Annotated in this window: 13 protein-coding genes; 3 read left to right on the top strand and 10 right to left on the bottom strand. The window is 74.7% G+C overall.

Translation table 11 applies throughout. The annotated features are described in order from the left end of the window. Positions 1-21: 21 nt before the first annotated feature. Positions 22-1,524, bottom strand: a complete 1,503-nt coding sequence (locus OG440_RS33180) for an acyl-CoA carboxylase subunit beta (protein WP_406011522.1) — start codon at positions 1,522-1,524, stop codon at positions 22-24. 461 nt (positions 1,525-1,985) lie between these two features. Between OG440_RS33180 and OG440_RS33185 the strand changes: the two genes are divergently transcribed. Continuing rightward, positions 1,986-3,386, top strand: a complete 1,401-nt coding sequence (locus OG440_RS33185) for a cytochrome P450 (RefSeq protein WP_406010437.1) — start codon at positions 1,986-1,988, stop codon at positions 3,384-3,386. A 24-nt stretch (positions 3,387-3,410) separates the two neighbouring features. Here OG440_RS33185 and OG440_RS33190 read toward each other — a convergent pair whose 3' ends face one another. Beyond that, positions 3,411-5,918: a cellulosome protein gene (locus OG440_RS33190; protein ID WP_406010438.1), complete on the bottom strand. Its 2,508-nt coding sequence runs from the start codon at positions 5,916-5,918 to the stop codon at positions 3,411-3,413. A gap of 115 nt (positions 5,919-6,033) precedes the next feature. Between OG440_RS33190 and OG440_RS33195 the strand changes: the two genes are divergently transcribed. After that, positions 6,034-6,204, top strand: a complete 171-nt coding sequence (locus tag OG440_RS33195) for a hypothetical protein (RefSeq protein ID WP_406010439.1) — start codon at positions 6,034-6,036, stop codon at positions 6,202-6,204. A 21-nt stretch (positions 6,205-6,225) separates the two neighbouring features. On the opposite strand, the gene OG440_RS33200 is transcribed toward OG440_RS33195, so the two are convergent. The 8 genes from OG440_RS33200 to OG440_RS33235 form a co-directional block, all read right to left on the bottom strand. Beyond that, positions 6,226-6,780 carry a DinB family protein gene (locus OG440_RS33200; RefSeq protein ID WP_406010440.1) on the bottom strand — a complete coding sequence of 185 codons (555 nt, stop codon included), beginning with the start codon at positions 6,778-6,780 and terminating at the stop codon, positions 6,226-6,228. Positions 6,781-6,867: 87 nt separating this feature from the next. Then, positions 6,868-8,682, bottom strand: coding sequence for a hypothetical protein (locus OG440_RS33205; RefSeq protein ID WP_406010441.1), 1,815 nt, complete (start codon positions 8,680-8,682; stop codon positions 6,868-6,870). After that, positions 8,679-12,476 (bottom strand): DUF5682 family protein, encoded by a 3,798-nt coding sequence (locus OG440_RS33210; RefSeq protein WP_406010442.1) that lies wholly within the window; start codon positions 12,474-12,476, stop codon positions 8,679-8,681. The genes OG440_RS33205 and OG440_RS33210 overlap by 4 nt, the downstream gene beginning before the upstream one ends. 5 nt (positions 12,477-12,481) lie before the next feature. Beyond that, positions 12,482-13,747 carry an AAA family ATPase gene (locus OG440_RS33215; protein WP_406010443.1) on the bottom strand — a complete coding sequence of 422 codons (1,266 nt, stop codon included), beginning with the start codon at positions 13,745-13,747 and terminating at the stop codon, positions 12,482-12,484. Beyond that, positions 13,744-18,744, bottom strand: a complete 5,001-nt coding sequence (locus OG440_RS33220; protein ID WP_406010444.1) for a hypothetical protein — start codon at positions 18,742-18,744, stop codon at positions 13,744-13,746. The genes OG440_RS33215 and OG440_RS33220 overlap by 4 nt, the downstream gene beginning before the upstream one ends. Next, positions 18,741-19,595 carry a DUF4132 domain-containing protein gene (locus OG440_RS33225; RefSeq protein ID WP_406010445.1) on the bottom strand — a complete coding sequence of 285 codons (855 nt, stop codon included), beginning with the start codon at positions 19,593-19,595 and terminating at the stop codon, positions 18,741-18,743. The genes OG440_RS33220 and OG440_RS33225 overlap by 4 nt, the downstream gene beginning before the upstream one ends. Before the next feature lie 179 nt (positions 19,596-19,774). Continuing rightward, positions 19,775-20,164, bottom strand: a complete 390-nt coding sequence (locus OG440_RS33230; RefSeq protein ID WP_028806173.1) for a cold-shock protein — start codon at positions 20,162-20,164, stop codon at positions 19,775-19,777. 87 nt (positions 20,165-20,251) lie between these two features. After that, complete coding sequence (locus OG440_RS33235; RefSeq protein WP_406010446.1) at positions 20,252-20,638, bottom strand: DUF5997 family protein; 387 nt, start codon at positions 20,636-20,638, stop codon at positions 20,252-20,254. 58 nt (positions 20,639-20,696) lie between these two features. Between OG440_RS33235 and OG440_RS33240 the strand changes: the two genes are divergently transcribed. Further along, complete coding sequence (locus OG440_RS33240; RefSeq protein ID WP_406010447.1) at positions 20,697-21,485, top strand: LysR family substrate-binding domain-containing protein; 789 nt, start codon at positions 20,697-20,699, stop codon at positions 21,483-21,485. Positions 21,486-21,527 lie beyond the last annotated feature (42 nt).

Here is a 21,527-nt window from a genome sequence, read left to right on the forward strand (position 1 = left end):
CGGGTCGTCGGGTCGGGGCGGTCAGAGCGGGATGTTGCCGTGCCGGCGCTCCGGCATCGGGGCGCGTTTGCCGCGCAGCGCGCGCAGGGCGCGGCACAGGTGCGCGCGGGTGTCGCGGGGCGCGATGACGGCGTCGACGTACCCGCGTTCGGCGGCGGCGTAGGGCGTCCCGTGGGTGGTCTCGTACGCGGCGACGAGGCGGGCGCGCAGCGCCTCGGGGTCCTCGGCGGCGGCGAGTTCACGCCGGTGCAGCACGCCGACGGCGCCCTCCGCGCCCATGACCGCGATACGGGCGGTGGGCCAGGCGAGGTTGAGGTCCGCGCCGAGATGCTTGGAGCCCATCACCGCGTACCCGCCTCCGTAGGCCTTGCGCACCACCACCGTGATCTTCGGGACGGTCGCCTCGGCGTAGGCGTACAGCAGTTTGGCGCCGCGCCGGATGATGCCGGCCTGTTCCTGACCGACACCGGACAGATAGCCGGGGACGTCGGCGAAGGTGAGCAGCGGGATGGCGAACGCGTCGCAGAACCGCACGAACCGCGCGGCCTTCTCGGAGGCGTCGATGTCGAGGACACCGGCCGCGTGCATCGGCTGGTTGGCGACGATCCCTACGCTGGCGCCCTCGATCCGGGCCAGGGCGCAGATGATGTTCGGCGCGAACAGCTCCTGTATCTGCAGCAGTTCGCCGTCGTCGACGACGGTGTGCAGAAGATCGCGCATGTCGTAGGCCTGCGCGGTCCGGTCGGGGACCAGTGTGTCGAGCCGGGCCCCGTCGGGGGCGGGGGCGGGCGCGTACTCCGGGGGCCGTCCGAGGTTGTTGGCGGGCAGGTACGACAGCAGGTCGCGCACGGTGTCGAGGGCGTCCTCCTCGTCGGCGGCCAGGAAGTGGGCGTTGCCGTTGACGGAGTTGCTGGCGCGGGCGCCGCCCAGCTCCTCGGCGGTGGTGCGCTCGCCGGTGACGGCCTCGATGACGTCGGGCCCGGTGACGAACATGTGCGAGACGCCGTCCACCATCACGGTGAAGTCGGTGATGGCAGGCGAGTACGCGGCGCCGCCCGCGCAGGGGCCCAGGACGACCGAGATCTGCGGGATGACCCCGGACGCCCGCACGTTGCGGCGCACCAGCTCGGCGTAGAGGGCGAGCGAGGCGACGCCCTCCTGGATCCGGGCACCGCCGGAGTCGTTGAGCCCGACCACCGGACAGCCGGTCTTGAGCGCGAGGTCCATGAGGGCCACGGTCTTCTCGCCGAAGGCCTCGCCCATGCTGCCGCCGAACACCGTGGAGTCCTGGGCGAACACACAGACCGGCCGTCCGTCGACCGTCCCGTACCCGGTGACGACCCCGTCCCCGTACGGCCGGCGGGCGCCGTCCCCCGTGGACCTGGCCCGCACGAACCCGCCGGTCTCCGTGAAGGAGCCGTCGTCCAGCAGCCGTTCGATCCGCTCGCGCGCACCGAGCGCCCCGGGCCTCCTGGGCGGGCCCGACACCACCGCCTGTGCCTGACGGCGCGCCAGGTCCGCGATGCGGTCGGCGGTGCGGTCGGCGCTGCGATCCTCCGTGCTCGTCGATGTCGCTGTATCTCTCTCCTTCGCCGTCGCCGTCGCCAGGGATGTTGTCGCCTCTCGCGTCACAGACACCTCCGAAGTGGTTCTCGAATATGGCAGCGATGCGGGAGGGAACCGTGGGGATCACCGGTCTGTGTGCGTGAGTTGAGTCCTCGGGGACGGAGGTTCGTCCCGGCGTGACAAGTCCGACGGTGTCCGGCGCTCGCACCGGTCGGCGTGGTCCGGACCAACCACGCGCCGGCCGACCGTAGTTGGGCCGAATCGAGGCGATGCCACCCTCGGCGGGGACGGTCCCCGGCAGCCCGGCCGCGCGGCGACCCCCTCGTTCACCTCGGCAGGGTCCTGGGATAGGGTCCGACCGGTTCCGGCCACCGAATGACCACGCGCCGGTACGGGGAGTGTCGGAGGGCGGCAGAGCGATGGAATCGCAGGTGGGCGACGGCAGATCCGTGGACCTGGACGGCGTGCGGCTGGAGACGATGACTCCGCAACCGCTGCTGACCCGGGACTACGAGACCCGCCCCTCGCTCGTGTACGAGCGGCTCAGGCAGCAGCACGGCCCGGTCGCGCCGGTCGATCTGCTGGGGGTGCCGGCCTGGCTGGTCCTTGGCTATCGCGAGTCGCTCGAGGTGCTCCAGGACGACGCCGGGTGGCCCAAGGGGCTGGAGAACTGGCGGGCCCGCTCGGAGGGCAGGGTGCCGGCCGACTGGCCGCTCGGACCGTCCCTCGAGGTCAACCATGTGCTGATCCAGGGCGGCCCCGGTTACCGGCCGTTGCGGACGGCCTGGGACGCGGCCCTCAAGCCGTTCCAGGACCCGCGCCACCCGCAGGCCAAGAGGCTGAAGACGGCCGTAGGCGCCTACTCCGATGAACTGATCAGCCTGGTGGGCCAGGCCGGCGGCACGGGCTGGGCGGACCTGTCCGCCCAGTTCTCCCGGCCGCTGCCGCTCATGGTGGCCAGCCATCTGCTCGGCTTCCCCGGTTCGCAGGGCGACGACGCGCTGATGGACATGTGGCGGGTACTGGACGCCGGACCGGACGCGGAGCCCGCCCTGGAGCGGCTGCTGGCGGCACTGGCCGAACTGGCCGCCGGGAAGCTGAAGAAGCCGGGGGAGGACTTCCCCTCGTACCTGCTGGCCGCGCATCCGGAACTCTCGCTCGACCAGCTCGCCCGCGAGTTGTTCATGCTGCTCGGCATGACCTCCGACCATGTCGGCATCCTCATCTCCAACACCGTGGTCGAGGTCATCTCGGGGGAGGGCGGCGTGCGGGCCAGCCTGTCCGCCGGTCTGGTCAGGGAGAGCATGAACCGGGTGGTCATGCGCAAGCCGCCGCTGGTGAACTTCGTGCCCCGCTTCGCGGCCGAGGACACCCGGCTCGGGAACTACACGATCCGGGCCGGCGACCCGGTGTGGGTCTCGTCCGCGGCGGCGCACGCCGACCCGGTCTTCGCCGCCCACGTGGAATCGGGCACCACGGTCAGCACCCGGGCGCACCTGGCCTGGGGCGCGGGCCGCCGCCAGTGCCCGGCGCGCGAACTCGCGTCGACGGTCGCGGCGGTCGGCGTCGGCCGGCTGTTCGAGCGGTTCACCCACCTGGACCTCGCCCTCCCCGTCGATCAACTGCCGTGGCGATCCTCGCCCTTCATGCGCGGCCTGCGCTCGCTGCCGGTGCGGTACGAACTTGCGACGCCGGTGGAACCGTCGTCCTCGCAGACGTCGGGCGAGGACCGGGTCGACACCGGACTGCCCGATCCGGCGGTCCGGCAGCGCTCGTCGCTGTGGCGCTACCTGACGGGGCTGATAGGCGTCGGCCGCTGACCTCGGGTGCCGGGGCGCGTCGCACTACGACCGCCCGTGCACCCGGCCCAGTTCGATGCGGGAGATACGCGGGGCCCACCCCGTCGCGTTGCGGAAGGTCACGCTGTTGACGCCCTTGCGCAGGTCGACGGGGACGCCCAGCGTCCAGTAGTCCTCCCGGCTCCAGGTGTTCTTGAAGGTGATCCTCAGCGGCGCCGCGGCGCCGACGGTCAGCTCCGCCGTACGGGACACGATGTCGGTGTTGTAGGCGTGGCCGTTGTCACGGCGGTCGTCGTGCGCGTAGTGGACGATCAGCAGGTGGCGGCCGGGGTCGGGCGCGCGCACCGTGAACTCGGCGGCGCTGGAAGGGCTGTTGCCGAGGTCGTCGACGCAGGAGCCGCCGAAGGCGTGGAGGGAGTCGACGAGCCTCGCCCCTCCGGTGAGGGTGGCGGACGCGGCGGCGTAGGAGAGGGTGCCGTCGGCGGAGCCCGCGCCCGACACGTCGAGGGACCGGACGGCGGCCGCGTGCCCCGCGGTCAGCGCGACGCGGTTGTTGCCGGCCACCAGGTAGAGCCGCAGGGGCCGGTCCGGTGCCGCCGTCACCCGCTCGCCGTGCAGTGTGAGCAGCACCGTCGCCGAGGCCCGTGACACGACCGTGTAGTAGCCGTCGCGAGGGGCGTAGACGTCGAAGACGGCCCGGTCGCCGTCCCGCAGGACCAGGGCGCCCGTCCCCACTCCGGCCGACGAGGAGTAGTCGTACGTCGGGGTGCCGCCGATGTCCGCGAGGGTCGCCTCGTACGACGTCGAGGGCGCGCCGGTGCGTGCCGTGAGGTCGATACGGTCGAGCGTGATCCCGGCGTCGCACGCGGCGAAGGTGAGCACCCGGCTGCCGGCCGACAGCTCGACACCGAGTTCCTTCCTGGCACGGTAGGCCGCGTTCTGGGTGGAGGGGTACGTCACCGTGACCGGCTTCGCGCCGTCGACGAGCAGCTTCCGGGTGGCGGGGGCGCCGGACCGGTTGCCGTAGAGGACCGCGAGGTCGTACGTCCCGTCCGCCGGTACCGTCACCGTGAAGTCGACCCGCCCGGTGGCCGTGGCGGTGTCGGTGTCGGTGTCAGTGCCGGGGGAGCCGTCGGTGTCCTTCGTGCCGGAGGTCGCGTAGCGGTCGGTGTCCGCGACCGTCCCCGGCGTGCGGACCAGGCCGCCGGTGATCGCCGCGTCCTGGGCCCCGTACGACGCCGACCAGGGCACGGACGCGGCGGAAGGGGTACCGGCACCGCCCGGCGTGAGGACGATCCGGTACGCGGACATCCGGTGCCCGGCGCGCAGCGGCACGGTCACCGACCCGTCGGCCGCCACCTCGAGCCGGGTGCGGGCGAGGACCCGTGGAGCGGCGTGCTGCCCCTCGTAGCCCGTCCAGGCGGCCTCGGCGACGGTCGCGACGACCGTGCGGCCGAAGACGGCCCCGGGGACGGCGCGCACCACGACGTCGGTGTCGCCGTCCGAGCCGCCGAGCAGTACCTGGGCCTGACGGCGCGAGGTGTCGAGGCAGGCGAGGCCCTGGAGGGTGCCGGTGGTGTGCGGCCGCGGCGGGGTGACCCCGACGGTGTGTCCGGTCATCCCGGCGTACCAACGGAAGAACCACCAGCCCCCGTTGGGGATGTTGGTACGCACCACGTTGCCGTCCAGGTTGCCGGCGGCGTCCCAGTAGGCCTGGTTGGCGTACACCTTGTTCCGCTCGAACATCGAGACCCACTGCACGAGTCGTCCCGGCACCGACAGGTCGCGGCGGTTGGCGTACTCGTCGATGCTGATCCTCAGCGGCGCGATGCCCAACCGGCGCTCGATCGCCCGGTAGTCGTCGTGATGGCTCTGGAAGTCCCGCAGCGAGTCCGGGCTCAACTCGTGCCAGGTCGTCACCTGCGGCAGCACGTTCTCCCGCTGGGCGAAGGCGAGGAAGTCGGCCATCAGGCGGGTGTGGTAGCCGGTCTCGTTGGGCCCGGCGATCCTCGCCCCGGGGTCGATGGCGCGGATCCGCCGGTACACCGTCCTCCAGTCCGCGAAGAACCGGTCGCGATGCGCCTCGTACGCTGCCCGGTCGGGTACGCCCAGGTCGTACCAGATGCAGTCGGGCTCGTTGAACGGGATGTAGACGAAGCGGTCGGCGTGAGGGTGCGCCGACACCTCCTCGACGATCCTGTCGACCTTGGCGAGGTAGTCGTCCATCCCCAGGTTCTCGTAGGGCCACTCGGCGTAGACGTCCTGCATCATCACGTTGATCTCGCCGCCGCCGTTACGGAAGAAGGACCCGCAGACGGAGAGGGCGTCACCGTTGGGGTGCTGCGCGCCGCCCTCCGGCTTCTGCGTGATGCTGGTGATCTTCAGCGGAGCGAGTACGGCGTCGCCGGGCACCCCGTCGTCGCCGATTCCGTACAGCGTTCCGTTGGCGCCGAGCAGCACCGGGCCCTCGACGGCGGCCAGATCGACGACGAGGCACTGCGGGGCGCTTGCGGCCTCGCCCGCCCCGCCAGTTGTGTGACCGGTCACATCCATGCCCGGGATTCTGGCCGGTGGTGGCCGGAGCCGTCAATGGAACGTGACGAGCGGATGGCGGCCTGCCCGGAGGCCCGAGGGCGAGCCGGGTGGCGGGCGACGACGAGGACCACCGATGTCGGGCGGCGACGGCGCCACGGGCGCCGGGTCCGCCCACGGGTGTGAGTACCGGATGAGCGACCTGCCGCCGTCACAGTCGTACGACCGTGACGGCGGCGAACCGGCCGCCCCCGGGCTGTTCACGGCCCTGGAGGCCCGGCGGACGCGGGTCATCGAGGTCGGGTGACAGCGCCTCCCGCGCGGTGCCTCAGCCCATGCTCCTGGCGCCGTCCAGGGACTCGCGGATGATGTCGGCGTGACCGGCGTGCTGGGCGGTCTCGGCGACGATGTGCAGCAGCACCCGGCGAGCCGACCACCGCGCGCTCCCCTCGAACCAGGGGGCCGCCGGCAGCGCGTGGTCCGCGTCCAGATCGGGCAAGGACGCGACCAGTTCGTCGGTGCGCTCAGCCACCTCGGCGTAGTCCTTCAGCACCCCCGCCAGCGTCTCGCCCGGCAGCATCCGGAACTCGTCGGCACGCCGGGCGAAGTCCTCCTCGGTCATCTTGGTGAAGTCGGGCATCGCCGACGCACCCTCCAGGATGAAGGCCGACCAGCCCCGCTCGACCGAGGCGACATGCTTGATCAGGCCGCCGAGACACAGCTCACCCGCGGTGGTCCGCTGCCCGGCCTGCTCGTCGGTGAGGTCGCGGGTGGTGAAGCGCAGGAAGTGCCGCTGCTTGCCGAGCGCCTCCAGCAGGTCGGCACGCTCACGGCTGACGGCCGGTGCCGACGTGGTCTCGTCGAGGGTGTTGGGCTGGTTCATGAGCGCCTTCTTCCGTGAGTCCTCTTCCGTGTGCGAGCACCACGTTAGGAGCGATAGAGGTCAGATCCTGTCCTAGAGGCGTCGGCTTCACCGTGATGTCGTCACCGACTCCGCACCCACCTCCGTATCCGCTCCCCAGGCCGCCGCGCACAGCGCCCGGTCGACCTCGCCGGTGTAGACGGCCGCGGCCAGCCAGGCGCGGGCGAAACGGTCCGTGTCCGCCGGGAGCAGCCGGCCGAAGACGTCGCGGGAACGGTCCGCCGCGGCGGCCCGCAGTTCGTCGAGCAGTTCGCCGGCGGTGGCGAGCCCGACCCGCCGCAGCCGCCCGCCGTCACCCGCCCCGCCGTCGGCGAAGCCCAGCACCCGGCGGCCCCCGGACACGGCCTGGTGCACCCGGCGGCGCAGGAGGTGCAACGGCGCCTCGTCCACCGGGGGAGCGGGGACCGGCGTGGCCGTCGCCGTGGGCAGGTCCGCGCGCTGGAGACGGTCGAGACCCAGGTCCACCCGCTCGCCCGCCCTGGCCGGGTGCTCGGCGGCGAGCAGCAGGGCGCGCGGGAGCGGCCCCTGCGTGAGCCGCGCGACGACCCGCAGCCGACTGCCCCGGGCGGCGGCCAGGAGACGGAGGTTGTCGCGGTACGGGAGCGCGGGATCGTCGTGCGCCACGGCGAGCCGGACCATACGGCCCGCGCAGTCGGCCAGCAGACGGTCCCCCGTCGCCTCCCGGACCGTGCCCGCCAGGGTGACGTCGAGGAAGAGCAGGCCGTGCCCACCGGCCAGGGCGCGCGCGACCTGCTCGGCGACCGGCACCGCCCACAGCCGGTCGAGCGGCTCGGCGCTCCAGGCCGCCCCGGACGCGCGTACCGCGCGGACCCCGGCCCCCGCGCCGAGTCGGCCCGTGGGGGACACCGTCGCCCCGGACACCGCGAGGCCCGCGCGCGACAACTCACGGTGGGTCAGGGCGGTGTCGCCGATCCGGACGGCGCGGTCGGCGGCGCCGGTCGCCCGGCCGGGGCCGCCCGGAGCCACGTCGGAGACCGTGTAGAGGCGGCCCTGGGCGTCCGCCGTCCAGGTGACGGCGCCCGCGTACCCGGTCGTCGTCAGCACGGGCTCCGAGAACAGCCCGTACAGCCGCAGCGAGCCGTCCGGGGTGTACGGCTGACGCACGCTGCCGCGCAGTTCGGCCAGGTCCGGGCCGGTCGCGAAGGGCAGTCGGTGCGCCATGCCGAGAATGGTGCGCAACGCGTCGGCCAGGTCGGCCAACCGGTGGGCCGGGTCGGCGGAGCGGGCCGCGCGCACCCCGTTGACGACGGAGACCGCGGCGGCGGCGACGCGGGGGAGGCCGGCGAGCCGCGCGGTGTGCGCGGCACGCAGGAGTTCCGCCTGGAGCACGGCACCCGCTCCGTCGGCACCGGCTTCGAGTACCGCGGCAGCCGTCTCGAACACGGCGCGGGCGGCGACGAGTTGAGCCGGAGTGGCGGCCCCGGCGGCGGACGGCCGGGCCGCCTCGGCGTCTGCCGGCTGCGGCGACCTGCCGCCGTGCGCGTCGCCGGGTGTGCTGCCGGATGTGCCGGCCGACGTCTCGTCGGGAAGGGCTTCGGTGTCCTCGGTGTCCTCGGCCACCGGTGCGGCCGAGGCCGCCGCCGCGCGGTGCAGACAGTCGGGGGCGAGCAGACAACCGCAGCGGATCGCGTCCGCGCTGGTCACCGAGCCGCCGGGCGCGTGCAGTTCGAGATCGGTGTCGTCGTCCACGGCGATCCGCACGGTATCGCCCTCGCGGACGGCCGGACGTGCCGTCAACTTGGCGACGCCCGCGTCCAGCCGCTTGCGCAACCGGGGTGAGAGCGCCTCGACGAGTTCGGCGGTGACGGACGGCGCGACCGGCGGCAACGGGTCCTGGCTCATGCGATCTTCTCCCCTACCCAGCGGGCGAGTTCGAGCGGACTGAGGGCGGCGACGGGCATGCCCGCGGCGACGAGCTGCCCCGCGACGCCCGTGGAGTAGCGAGGCCGGCCCGTGTCGTCGAGGCTCGCGCAGCCCAGCACGTGACAGCCCGCGCCGACCAGCGCCCGCACCTCGGCGAGCAGCCCGCCGAGCGGATAGCCCTCCTCGAAGTCGCTGACGACCACGACGAGCGTCCGCGACGGCACGGTGACCAGCTCGCGCGCGTGCCGCAGCCCCGCCGCGATGTGCGTGCCGCCGCCCACACTGACCTCCAGCAGCAGCGACAGCGGGTCCTCGACATGGCCCGTGAGGTCCATGACCTCCGTGGAGAAGGCCAGGAAGTGCGTGGACAGGGTCGGTACCCCGGCCAGTACCGACGCCGTCAGCGCGGCCCACACCGTGGACGCCTCCATGGACCCCGACACGTCCGTGACCAGGATCAGCCGCCAGTCGGCGGCCCGCCGTGCCCGGGTACGGAACACCGGGTGCTCGGGGATGACCCGGACCGTGCCGTCCGGGCCGCGCCGCGCGGTCGCCAGATTGGCGCGCAGCGTACGCGGGAGGTCGAGGCCTCCCCCCGGACGCCTGCTGGGGCGGGGCAGCGCCGTGCCGTGCAGGGCGGGGCGCAGCCGGGTGGCCAGCTGCCGGGTCAGCTCCTCCACCAGCCTCCGTACCAGCGGACGCAGCGCCGCCAGCCGGGCCTCGGGCAGCCCGCCCGCGTGCCGCAGCACGGTGCGCAGCAGATCGACGGAGGGGCGCACGCTGTCCGCGTCCAGCTCGGCGAGCACGTCCCTGCGACCCGACGCGGCGGCCGCGGCCAGCACCTCCTCCCGGATGCCCGGCCCGAACAGCGCGGCCAGCTCCTGCGACCACTCCCGTACCCCGGGATACGAGGCCTCCCGGCGACCGCCGGTCCCCGGTCCCGTCAGATCCCCGCGGCTGCCCTCGCCGCGCCCGGTGCCGTACAGCTCGTCCAGAGCCGTTGCCAACGCGCGGGCGGACGAGGGTAGTCGGTCGCTGCGTCGGCCCAGGAGGAGCCGCCACCGGTCGGCGGGGGCGATCCGACGGCCGAGACCGTCCACCCCGGAGGACCCTGACTCGGCGCCCGCAGCGTCGGCACCGACAGCCGTGTCGCCGACAGCCTTGTCGGTCACGACCTCGGCGGTCACGGCCACGACCTCGGCGGTCACGGCCACCGCTTCGGCGACCGGCGCCTGCTCGGCGCCGCGCGAAGCGGGCAGCAGCCCGAGCGAGCGCAGGGCGGCGCGGGCCGCGAGGTCCGCGCCGGTCCAGGCGGCGAGCGCGGCCGGGTCCAGCCCGTCGGTGTCGGCGACACGTTCGGTACCGAGGCGTTCCTCGACGGCCGAGAGGAGACGGTCGCGGGCCGCGGGGCTCAGGGTGTCGAAGCCGCCCCGCAGCGCGGGCAACCGGTCGAGGAACTCCCGGTCGGACAGCTCCGACACCCGGCCCAGCAGCGGCTCCAGCGCGGGCGCGGCCGCCTCCAGCAACGGACCGGCGGCGGCCAGCAGCCCGCTCAGCCGGGCCGTCAGCGCCGACCGCGAGTCGGCGTCGACCGCGCCGTCCACCCAGGAGGCGACCCGGTCACCGAAGGCCCGCGCGCTCTCCTGCCCGAGCAGCACCCGGACCGCTCCTGCGGCACCGCGCATCAGCGGGGAGCCGTCGGCGGCCAGCCGGGCGAGCGCGTCGGTGAGCCGGATGCCCCCCGACAGGTCGGCCCGATGCGCGAGTTCGAGCAGGGCGTGGGCGTCGGCCGGATCCTCGGAACCGGTCAGTCCGTCCACCTGCCGCACCGCCGCCGAGGTGAGCAGTTCGGCCACGGCGACCGCCCGCGCCGAACGCTCCCCGTCGGCGCCGAGCCCCGGCACATGACCGGACCGCAGCCGGTCCGACAGGGCCACGGCGGCCAGGAGTTCGGGCAGCGTACCGGCCAGGGGCAGCACCTCGGCGACGTCGTCGAGCCGCTCGTCCACCAGCGTCGGCAGACCGCATTCCGCGGCTTCCGCGAGCCCCTTCAGCACCTGCGCGGCCGTCGAGCCGCCGGCGTCCCCTTCCGCGCGCCGACGCTCCCGCAGCACACCCTCGGCGGCCTGCGCCGCGGTGACCCCGCGCACGCCGGCCGCGGTCAGCATGGCCGCCGTCGCCGGCGTCCAGCGCACCTCCCAGCGTGAGGTGAGGGCCTCGGCGCCCCCCGCGCCGACGACCTCCTTCGCCTCGCCGTACGGCACCCCGCACACCGTCAGCCGGCGCAGCAGCAGCTCACGACGCCGGTCGAGGTCCGACCGCAGTGGGTCGAGCCGCAGGTCCCGCGCCGCGCCCGAGGCGTTCTCCGGTCCGGGCAGGCCCAGCCCGGCCACCTCGGCCTCGACCGCCGGGACGAGACCACTGCGCGGCGCGTCCGGCGCCGGCCGCCCGGTGCGGGTGCCGACCAGCACCCGCTCCATGGCCCGCGCCACGGCTCGTCCCCGCCCGTACGGCTCACCCTGCGCGAGAACCGTCTGCACCGCCTCGACCAACTCGCCCCGGCCCGCCGCGGGCAGTCCGCGCAGCCGGGCCAGATCCGAGGCCAGCCGGGTGATCTCGCGGGCGTCGGCCGGCCCGGACGGATGCCCGAGGTCCCGCAGCGCGGCGCACACCCGCACGGCCGCGCTGGTCAGCGCCTCCTCCAGCGCCGCCGGATCGCCCGCGGCCCGCAGCACCATGTCCTGCCACCCCGGGTCCCGGATACCGGCCGGATAACCGGACCGCTCGTCCAGCAGGGCGTAGGCGTAGGGAATCAGCGAGGTGATCCACCCCACCGGACTTCCGGCGGGACCCGCACCCGGCCCGCCGGCACCCGGTGCGACGACGTCCTCGTCCCCCTTGCCGACGGCCGGCACGGTGGTTTCGGCGGGCTCGCCCATGACGGCCGGGGCGCAGCCGTCGCCGCGCCGGGCGAGGGCCGACCCGGTCAGCGCCGGCGCGTGGAAGGCGCCGACCACCACGGCGGCCCGCTCGCCCCGCGCGGTGGCCTCGCCGATCCGGGCCCGCATCCATCGCTCACGCCGCAGGTCGAGCTCGGGCACCCCGCCGGAGGCGGCCGCGTCCGCGCGCAGCGCCCACCCCGTCAGCAGGGCCGCCCGGCGCAGCGCCTCGGGCGGCGAACCCGGGGCGGTGGCCTCGACGAGCCGGTCCCACAGGTCGTCCCCGGGCCGGCCCGTGAGCCGGGCCCGCAGGGCGCCCGCGAGGCCGGGCGCCGCTTCCCGCGCGGCGCCGTCGCGGCCCTCGCCCCACGCCCGGTCGGCGAGGGGCAGGTCGCAGGCGAGCACCGGGACGCCGTGCCGGGCGGCCCAGCGCACGGCGGCCAGCTCGGGCGAGAAGTCGGCGAACGGATAGAACGCCGGGCCCCCGCCGCTCCCGCCACTCCCGCCGTCACCGGGCGCGGCGGCGAGCGCGACCGGGGCCCTGGTCTCCTCGTGCCCGAGCCAGGGCAGCCACTCCTGCATCTCGGCCGGCAGCTCGACCAGCAGCACGTCCGGCTTCGCCTCGTCCAGCAGCGCCGGCATGGCGGCGGCCAGCGAGGGCGCGTGATGCCGTACGCCGATGAGGTAGGGCGCGGCCGGGTCGGTGAGGACGGCGAGTGCCTCGTCCGGTGAGCCCGGTGAGCCCGGTGAGCCCGGTGAGGCGGGGGAGGCCGGCGAGGCCTGCGGACCCGGTGCGTCCGGCGCGTCCGGCGCGGTGGTGGGGTGGAGGGACACGGCCGTCAGCCCTCCAGGACCGTGCGCAGGTCCCACAGGGTGCGCCAGGTGGCGGAGCCCTGTTCGGCGCGGCGCCGGACGGGTCCGTCCCAGTAGCCGCGCAGCCGTGCCGCGTCGGCCGGGTCGTCCTTGCGGACCACACCCAGCAGATGGCCCGGCAGCAGTCCGAGCACATCACGGTCGCCCGGGAAGTAGGCCGCCGCGAGCGCCAGCGCGCCCGCGACGGACACGGCTTCCGCGGTGCTCATCACCGTGGACGGCCGTTCCACCTCCCAGCCTTCCGCGGACCGGCCCTCGCGCAGATCACGGAAGGCGGTGACCAGCGCCTCCAGCACGGCGTCGTCGACCTGGAAGGGCGCGCCGGCCCGCTCCACCGAGGCCCGTGCCTGGCTGCGCACCAGGGCGGTCTCCGCGTCGAGGTCCGGAATCGGCCCGACCGTCTCGAAGTTGAAGCGGCGCTTGAGGGCCGCGGACATCTCGGAGACGCCCTTGTCCCGCAGGTTGGCCGTGGCGATGAGGTTGAAGCCGGGCGCGGAATGCGCCAACGCGTCGTCCGAGCCCGCCAGTTCGGGTACGGCGATGCGCCGCTCCGACAGCAGCGAGACCAGCGCGTCCTGCACCTCGGGCAGACAGCGCGTGACCTCCTCGACCCGGGCGATGGCGCCCCGCGACATGGCGGTCAGCACCGGCGAGGGCACCAGCGCCTGCCGGCTCGGCCCCTGTGCCAGCAACAGGGCGTAGTTCCAGCCGTACTTGAGCTGGTCCTCCGTCGTGCCCGCGGTGCCCTGCACGACCAGCCCGCTGGTGCCGCACACGGCGGTGGACAGCAGCTCGGACAGCATCGACTTGGCGGTACCGGGCTCGCCGACGAGCAGCAGCCCGCGCTCGCCGGCGAGCGTGACCACGCACCGCTCCACCAGCGCCCGGTCGCCGACGAACTTGCCCTCCACGACCAGCCGGCGCGGCACCCCGTCGGGCGCCTCGGCGTCCTCGGGCAGCTTCAGGGCGCGGCCGTCACTGCCCATGACGAACGTGACGACGGCACGCGGGGTGAGCCGCCAGGCGGGCGGCCGGGGCCCGTCGTCGTAGGCGGCCAGGAAGGCCAGCTCGCCGGCGTACCGGTCCTCGGGCGGGACGATCTGGCGGACCGGGCCGCGAGAGCCGTCGGACGCGGAGCCGTCCGGTGAGGGGTCGTCGGACGCGGAGTCGGGGGACAGGACGGTGGTGGTCATCGGCGCGGGCTCTTCCAGGTGGGGCGGGACGGTGGTCATCGGCGCCGGCCCTTACGGGTGGCACGGGTGGTGAGCTGCTCGTAGGCCGGGGCGTCGCCGGAGCGGACGCGGTCCCACGCGCGGGTGAACAGTTCGGGCACCGCCACGAGCGGCACCACGCGCGAGCGGAAGCGCACCGGGTAGAGACCCTCCTTCCAGAGCTCCACCGGCAGCGCGGGCGACGTCAGGTCCAGCCAGCCGCACGGCAGGAACAGGGTGCGTCCGGCGCGCGCCCGCTTGGCCTCGACGACCAGTCCGCTCGCCGCGAGTTCGGCGCGGGCCTTCTTCATCCGGGCGGGCTTCCAGCCGGTCCAGCGGGCGCAGTTTCGGTCCGTGGGGTCCGGGAGGGCCAGGAGCTGGAGGTAGAGCGCCGCCGCGTCCTCGCCGAGGCCCTGCCGCTCGGCGACCTCGGCGACCAGGCCGGGCACGCTGAACGTCGGGTCCTGGGCATGCCCGGAAGGCCCCTCGGGGTCGCAGCCGGCCGCGAGCGCGCGGGCCAGTTCCTCACCGAGCAGGGTCCGCAGGGCCCACATGCCCTCGCCCCGCCCGGGCCCGACCAACCCCTCGACCAGCCCGAACACGGGGTCGTCGGGGGAGTCGAGCGCGCCGGGCCGGACCAGGACCGTCTCCTGGTCGCCGTACCAGGGGCGCAGTACCAGAGCCTCGCCCACGGGTGTCAGACCGTGGGCGTCGGCGCCGCCGGTGGCGGGCAGCCCGTACGCCTTGCGCAGTTCGACGGCGGAAGAGGAGCCCTTCTCCGTCCACGCCACGTCCAGGTCGAGCAACAGGTCCCGGTCGGCGACGCGGCGGCGCAGCGCGGCGAGGCTGCCGGGCAGCAGGGCCCGCAGCGGGTGCCCGTACGACAGGGAGTAGGCGAGCCCCGCCAGGGCGGCCACGGCACGCGTCAGATGGTGCCGGCCGGGCAGGGCCGCCGGGTCCGCCGCGACCAAATTGCCGTCCTTGTCCGGCCGTTGGACGGTGGTGCGGCTGATCCAGGAGGTCAGCCCGGGGTTGAGGACCTCCTCGGCGGAGCCGGTGGACAGGCCGCCGAGGGAGAGTTCCCCGGCGAGGTCCTCGGGCAGCCGGACGACCTCGCCGAGCCGCTCGGCCCACACCCGGCCCGCCGCCGCCGTGTCAGGACCGGCCGTCCACAGGTCACCGGGGTTCCCGGGCAGCAGGGCGCCGACGAGAGCCGACCGGTCGTCGCTCCCGACCGAGGACAGCAGGGCGTCGGCCAGCTCCTTCTGACGCGGCTTCAGCCCGGTCGCGGCGATCACCTCGGCGGTGAGCTGCTTCGGCCGGCCGGCCAGCAGCAGGGCCGCCTGCAGGGGACCCAGTCCGCCGTGTGTCGCGGCGGCGAGTACGGCGGGCGCCTCCGGCTGCCAGGGGGCCGGGCCCTTGTCCCGGACGAGCCCGGTGACGGCGCTCAGCGCGTCGGCGGGGAACACCGCCGGGTGCGCGGTCTCCCGCTCCAGCGTGAAGTGGGCGATCGCGCCGAAGACGCCGGCCGGATCGTGGTCCAGGGCGAGCCAGTGCACCCGCCCCGCCTGCCGGTCCAGGTTCTGGCAGCCGAGGACGACGACGGTCCGGCCGTCCCTGCGCAGCACCTGACCGACGCGTTCCTGCTTCTCGTGCGGCTCGCTCAGCACGACCTCGCGCAGGGCGGCGCCGGGAACGGCCAGCGGACCGTCCGCGATCGCCTCGAACAGCAGAAGCAGCGCCTCGCGGTGCGCCTCCGTCACCGTGGCGGACGCGGCGCGGTACGCGAGCGGGCGCAGCATGTCGAGCACCGGCGTCCACACCGGCCCGATGCCCGGCAGGGTGAACTCGTCGCTGTGCCACCCGTCGGCGGCTCCGGTGGACCGGGCGGACTCGGCCAGCGGCTTGCCGTCGGCCGGCTTCCCGGACAGTACGTGGTTCACGGCGCGGACCTGCCGCAGCGTGCTCCAGCGGACCTCGCCGCCCCACCATCCGTGCATCTCGGTGAGGCCGGTGGTGGCCTCGCGCAGGGTCGCGTCGTCGCCGTGCTCGGGGTTGAGGTCGGCGAACATGCCGTCGACCCGCCGGCGCTCCGCCCGCGGCCGCTCGACCGGCGGTGCCACGAACGCGGCGGTCGACTCCGCGAGCCGCAGTACCGCGCGCACCAACGCGGCGACACCCGTGACGATGTTCTGGTCGCCGAGCCCGGGCAGGGCGCGCGACACGATCGCCTGGACGGTCTCGTCGGCGGACGGCACGAGGGCAGCGCTCTCCGAGGTCCCGTCGACCACCTTGGCCGCCGCCAGCCTCGCCTGCCGTCGGGCCAGGGCCTCGCCCGCGGCCCGCAGCATCTCGGCCGCCTGCTCGTCGGTCAGGGCGCGCAGCACCGCCGACGCGCCCTCGTCGCGTGGCCGGAGGGCGTGCCAGAAGTCGACCGGGGGCACGAACCGGGTGCCGGCGGCGAACTCGCCGCCGCGCTCCATCGGCGTCACCCGGCCCAGCTCCCCGGCGGCGGACGGGTCGTCACCCGCGTAGAGGGCGATCTGCCGGTGCAGCGCGACGGCCACGGGCTCGGCCCCGCCCGGCAGCCGCAGCGCGCCGAGCAGGACGCCGGGCGCCCGGCCGCCGGTCCAGGGCAGGGTGACGGTGCGGCCGTCCGGGGTGCCGGCGACGGTGCGGGTCTCGGGGCCCTCGCCCTCGGTGCGCACCCAGCGGCCGAGCACGGTGCCGTCGGTACCGAACGGGCTTTGCTCCAGGCCGGGTTGGAGCGGCAGCACCTCGCAGTGCTGCGGAAGCAGGGTCGCGTCGTCGTGGATGCCGGACGACAGGAACGCGGGCAGCGAGGCGCGTCCGTGGGTGCCGGTGGCGGGGTCGTACTCGAGCCACACCTGCTGCCGGCCCTGCCTGCCCTGGCGCCAGTACGAGGTGCCGTCGCCGAGGATGCGGCGGCTCGGCGGGACGACGGTGTCACCGGCGTGCAGGGTCCGTCCACCGGTGGCGCGACCGCCTCCGGGTACCGGGATCGACGGTTCGCCCGCGTTGTTGCCGCCGTACCAGTGCGGGAGCTGTTCACCGCCGAGGGGGAAGACGTCGGCGGGGCGGGACGACCAGTAGCCGAGCTGCTTGCCGTCCTGCCGCCACATGACGAGGAGTTCGCCGTCCGTGTAGCGGTAGCTCGGGCGCTGCCAGCGGTCCAGCGTCACGGGCAGCCGCAGGTCGTGCTCCAGCAGGATCTCCTCGGGGCCGACGACCAGGACCTTGTGCGCGCGGGCGAGGATCAGCGCGGGCCAGGCCTCGCTGACGCCGAGCGTGTCGTCGCGGTCGCGCCTGGTCTCGGCGTCGAGCCGGCGCAGCGCCTCGTCCAGCGCGGGCCAGCCCAGCTCGTCCGGCAGTCCGGCCCGCAGCGTGTGTCCGAGCAGCGGCGCGACCTGATGCGCGGCGACCGTGGCGACCGCCGCCGGGCCGACCCGGGCGGCGACCGTCCGGAAGGGGCGGAGCCGTTCCAGCGCGGCCCGCGCGGCGGGCAGGCCGACCGCCGCGGCCAGTTCCCCGGCCGCGTCGTCCAGCCACTCGCGCAGCACCTCGCCGAGCACGGGGTGGGCGGCCAGCTTCTCCAGCACCTTCGGCCCGGGGCGCTGGCCGCCGAGGGTGCCGATGTCGGCGTACAGCAGGCGGCGCAGGCGGGGGTCCGCCGCGCTCGCCGTCAGGTCGCGTCGGCCCGCCTCAGGCTCGCCCAGCCAGCGGTCGACGGAGAGGTACACGACCTGGTCGGGGCCGGGCAGGGTCAGCGGCACACCCTGGGCCGCGCACAGGTCGAGGAGGTCGAGATCGGCGCCGGCGTGCCAGCGGCCCGAGCACAGGTCGACGGGCCGGCCCAGCTCGCGCAGCCGTGGCCCCATCCGCTCCACGAGGGCGAGGGTGGCCGGGGAGCGGCCGCTGACATTGCCGCCGTGCTTACGGTGCAGGGCCCAGCGGCCGAGCCAGTCGGCCGGGTCCACGTCGGCGGCCGTCTCGCCGGTGAGCAGCAGATCCGCGCCGCACTCCGCGAGCAGCGCCAGCCAGAACTCGTCGTCCTCGACGGAACGTCCCAAGCCGGTCGGCATGATCTCCAGCAGGCGCCTGCGTACCTCCGGTCGCCGCTCGGCGAGGACGGCGAGCGTGGCCCGGTAGGCGTTCCAGAAGGACGCGGGGGCCCGGACCGCGGCGGGCGACGAGAGCAGGTCGGCGACCAGGCCGCACTCCTCGGTGAGCCGGTCGAGACCGGCGGCCTTGATCAGCCCGCGCGCGTCCTGCGGCAGGGACGCGTACGGCGGCATCCCGGCCGCGCAGCGCTCCACGGTCAACTGCCGGAACTGTGCCCAGGCCTCGGCCGCGTCGAGCCGCGCCGCGAGGGCCTTGACGTGCTCCTTGAGCGCCTTGACGGTGAGAGCGCCGGCGAACGCGAACTCCAGGAACACGGCCCGCTGCCGTTCCTCGTCCACCTTCAGCGCGTGCACCCGCTCGGCCTCGCGGGCCTTGCCGAAGAAGGCGGAGGCGTACGTCGTGTTCTCGTGCTGGAGGAAGACGCGGGCGGCCTGCTCGTAGAAGGTGGGCAGGAAGTGCGGCACGGCCCGGCCGAGCCGGTCACCGAGCGCCTCGAAGCCGTCCTTGGCGTTGCCGGGGCGGGACTTGGCCTGCCGCGCGAGCCGCTCGAGGTCCTTGACCAGGGCCAGCGCGTGGTGGCCGTTCGCCGGGTCGTTGACCAGCGCCCAGGCGGGGAAGCCGAGTGTCTCCCGGCGCACCTGGCCGACCTCGGGGGTCTCCGGGTCCCGGGTCAGCCCGAGGAAGTCCAGCGCCAGGTCCTCGGCCTCGCCCAGGGTGCCCGGCACGAGGCGTACGATCCGCCGGTCGTCCAGCGCGGGGTGGGAGTAGCCGCGGACGGTGAGGGTGTCGGCGTCCTCGCGGGTCGTGCTCCCCGGGGGCAGCACGGCGCCCGCGTCGAGCAGCGCGCCGGCGGTGGTCTCGTCGTAGGTCGTCATGCCGCCCGCTCCTCGTCCTCGATGTCCCGCCCGGCGTACAGCGCGGCCGCCATGCGCATGCCCTCGGACCAGGCCACCGGCCCGATCCGGCCGAGCTTCAGCACCCGGCCCGCGGAGTCGGTGAACACCAGGGGGCCGGTCTCCGCCTCCTCGTAGCCCTCGTAGTCGCCGACCCACACCCGGGCCTCGACGGTGCGGTCGTCCTCCAGGACGGAGAGGACGGCGTGGCCGCCGCGCACCCGGTAGCCGAGCTGGGTGACCCGGCCGTGCAGGAACCGCTGTTCCTTGAACACGCCGCCCGCGTACTCCTCGACCGCGGTGCTCTCGCCGTCGAGCGTCGCCGGACGCCGCCACACCTCGCGGAACAGCTGCTGCGCGCGCTGCTCGACGCCGAGTTCGACGGCGAACTCCCGCAGCTCCTCCAGGTCGTCGAGGAGCACCGGGTGCGGGAGACGGACCAGGTCGGGGGTGATGCGGACGGTGTCGCCGTCGAGGTCGACCAGACCGAGTCCGCGCTCGGGGCCGGCGTCCCGCAGGAACCCGGCCACCTCGCCGTCGGCCCCGGTGACGACGAGGTCGCGCAGGGCGGCCTGCCAGGCGGGGTCGGGCCACACCCGGGCGACGACGGCGAACGGCACCGGCAGCGAGCGCACCATCCACCGCTCCACGTCGGCCAGGCACTGGCGTTCGTGCCGTTCCAGCCACTCGGTGAGCTGACGCAGGCCCACCACCGCCGGATCGTCGGCGATCTTGGGCGGCACGGTCTTCAACCGCCGCCCGGCCGCGTTGCGGCACACCACCTTGCCGTCATCGAGGGCGACTTCGTAGTCGCCGGCCGACACCCACCCCATGCGTGCCTCCCGCACCCGCAGTGATCAAGTGACGGGAACTGTAGGACAGGCCACTGACAACGGGATCCGGAAGGGGACGGGGGACGCGGCACCCCGGGGTCCGGCAGGACGGGACCGCAGGTCAGCGCCTCGTGCCGGACCTTGCCGGGGAGATCACGCGCGCCCGGCCGAGGGGGGCGTCAGCCCTCGACCCAGCCGTGGTTCTTCGCGAACTGCGCCAGGCCGGCCCGCACCTGGACGATCTGCTCACCGGTGAGCGAGGGGGCCGCCGTCAGCAGCGCCTCGGTGACGTCCCGGGTGAATTCCTCGGTGCTGAGCACATCGCACAGGACGTCGTCGTCGGCGGCCAGGGGCTTGCCGTCCGCGCCCCGCGCGAGCCGTACGTCGGACGCCTTCGGACCGCGCTCGCCGTCCTCGATCTCGAACTCCACCACGATGCCCCGGCGCACCTGCGACTCGGGCATCAGCATGTCGTTGACGTGCAGGAAGACATCTTCCCCGCCGTCGTCGGGGGCGATGAAGCCGTAGCCCCGCTGACTGTCGAAACGCACCACACGACCAGCAACCATCCCAACCCCCAGCAACCTCGAAACACCCACGTCGGTGACCCTGCCCAGATCGTAGTCAAACCGACGGGCCGCGGGCGACTCCCGGAATCAGGACTCGGCCCGCTCCGCGTTGCGCTTCTTGATGCGGACGGTCTCCTTGCGGACCTCGGCCTGCGTGGCGCGCTCCTTCTCCAGCCACTCGGGCCTGGCGTCCTTGACGGCCTCGATCTGCTCGGTGGTGAGCGCCTCCGTCACCCCGCCGCGGGCGAGGCCCGCGATGGAGATGCCCAGCTTGGCCGCGACCACGGGACGGGGGTGCGGGCCGTTCTCGCGCAGCTTGAGCAGCCACTCGGGCGGGTTCGCCTGGAGCTCGTTCAGCTCGGCGCGCGAGACGACGCCCTCCTGGAACTCGGCGGGCGTGGCGGGGAGGTGCACACCCAGCTTCTTCGCCGCGGTGGCGGGCTTCATCGTCTGGGTGTTCTGCTGCGACTTCATACGGTCCAGGGTATCGGCCGCGGCGTAGACCTCCGACCACAGCCGGTAGCCTGGCGGGATGACCGACTCGGCGGAATCCTCCTCGTTCCGGCTCGCATACGTCCCCGGAGTGACGCCCGCCAAGTGGGTGCGGATCTGGGCGGAGCGCCTGCCCGACACACCCCTCACCCTCCTCCAGGTGACCCCCGCGGAGGCCTCCGACGTCTTGCGCGAGGGCGCCGCGGACGCCGCCTTCGTGCGCCTTCCGGTCGACCGTACGGTGTTCAGCGCGATCCCTCTGTACACGGAGACGTCGGTCGTCGTGGTCCCCAGGGACCACCTGATCACCGCGGCCGAGGAGGTCACGGTGGACGATCTCGCCGACGAGGTGGTCCTCCACCCGCTGGACGACGTCCTCGGCTGGGAGCGGCTGCCCGGCGAGGCCGCCTTCGAGCGTCCGGAGACCACCGAGGACGCGATCGAGCTGGTCGCGGCGAACATCGGCGTACTCGTGGTGCCCCAGTCGCTGGCCCGCCTGCACCACCGCAAGGACCTCACGTACCGGACGGTCGTCGACGCCCCGCGGTCGGACATCGCCCTCGCCTGGCCCGAGGACGCGACCACCGAGCTGGTCGAGGACTTCATCGGCATCGTCCGCGGCCGTACCGTCAACAGCACGCGGGGCCGCGCGCAGCAGGCGCCCGCGCCGCAGCGCAAGGACGAGCGTCGAAAGCCGCAGCCGGGCGGCGGTACGGGCAAGGCCACCGCCGGAGGCGCCCGCGGCCGCAGCGGCGGTACCAAGGGCGGCGCCGCGAAGGGCGGCGGCCGGCGCGGTCCCGGCGGCGGCAAGCCCCGCCGCCGGTCGTAGCGACCCCGCTACCGGCAGTGGCAGGCCCCCGCCGGTAGCGGC

This window comes from Streptomyces sp. NBC_00637, assembly GCF_045161545.1.
In the GTDB taxonomy this organism is placed as follows: Bacteria; Actinomycetota; Actinomycetes; order Streptomycetales; family Streptomycetaceae; genus Streptomyces.

Coding starts and splice junctions, on each gene's coding strand:
- OG440_RS33185 (WP_406010437.1), top strand. CDS start 1,986: ATGGAATCGCAGGTGGGCGACGGCAGATCCGTGGACCTGGACGGCGTG.
- OG440_RS33190 (WP_406010438.1), bottom strand. CDS start 5,918: ATGGATGTGACCGGTCACACAACTGGCGGGGCGGGCGAGGCCGCAAGC.
- OG440_RS33195 (WP_406010439.1), top strand. CDS start 6,034: ATGTCGGGCGGCGACGGCGCCACGGGCGCCGGGTCCGCCCACGGGTGT.
- OG440_RS33200 (WP_406010440.1), bottom strand. CDS start 6,780: ATGAACCAGCCCAACACCCTCGACGAGACCACGTCGGCACCGGCCGTC.
- OG440_RS33205 (WP_406010441.1), bottom strand. CDS start 8,682: ATGAGCCAGGACCCGTTGCCGCCGGTCGCGCCGTCCGTCACCGCCGAA.
- OG440_RS33215 (WP_406010443.1), bottom strand. CDS start 13,747: ATGACCACCGTCCCGCCCCACCTGGAAGAGCCCGCGCCGATGACCACC.
- OG440_RS33220 (WP_406010444.1), bottom strand. CDS start 18,744: ATGACGACCTACGACGAGACCACCGCCGGCGCGCTGCTCGACGCGGGC.
- OG440_RS33225 (WP_406010445.1), bottom strand. CDS start 19,595: ATGGGGTGGGTGTCGGCCGGCGACTACGAAGTCGCCCTCGATGACGGC.
- OG440_RS33230 (WP_028806173.1), bottom strand. CDS start 20,164: ATGGTTGCTGGTCGTGTGGTGCGTTTCGACAGTCAGCGGGGCTACGGC.
- OG440_RS33235 (WP_406010446.1), bottom strand. CDS start 20,638: ATGAAGTCGCAGCAGAACACCCAGACGATGAAGCCCGCCACCGCGGCG.
- OG440_RS33240 (WP_406010447.1), top strand. CDS start 20,697: ATGACCGACTCGGCGGAATCCTCCTCGTTCCGGCTCGCATACGTCCCC.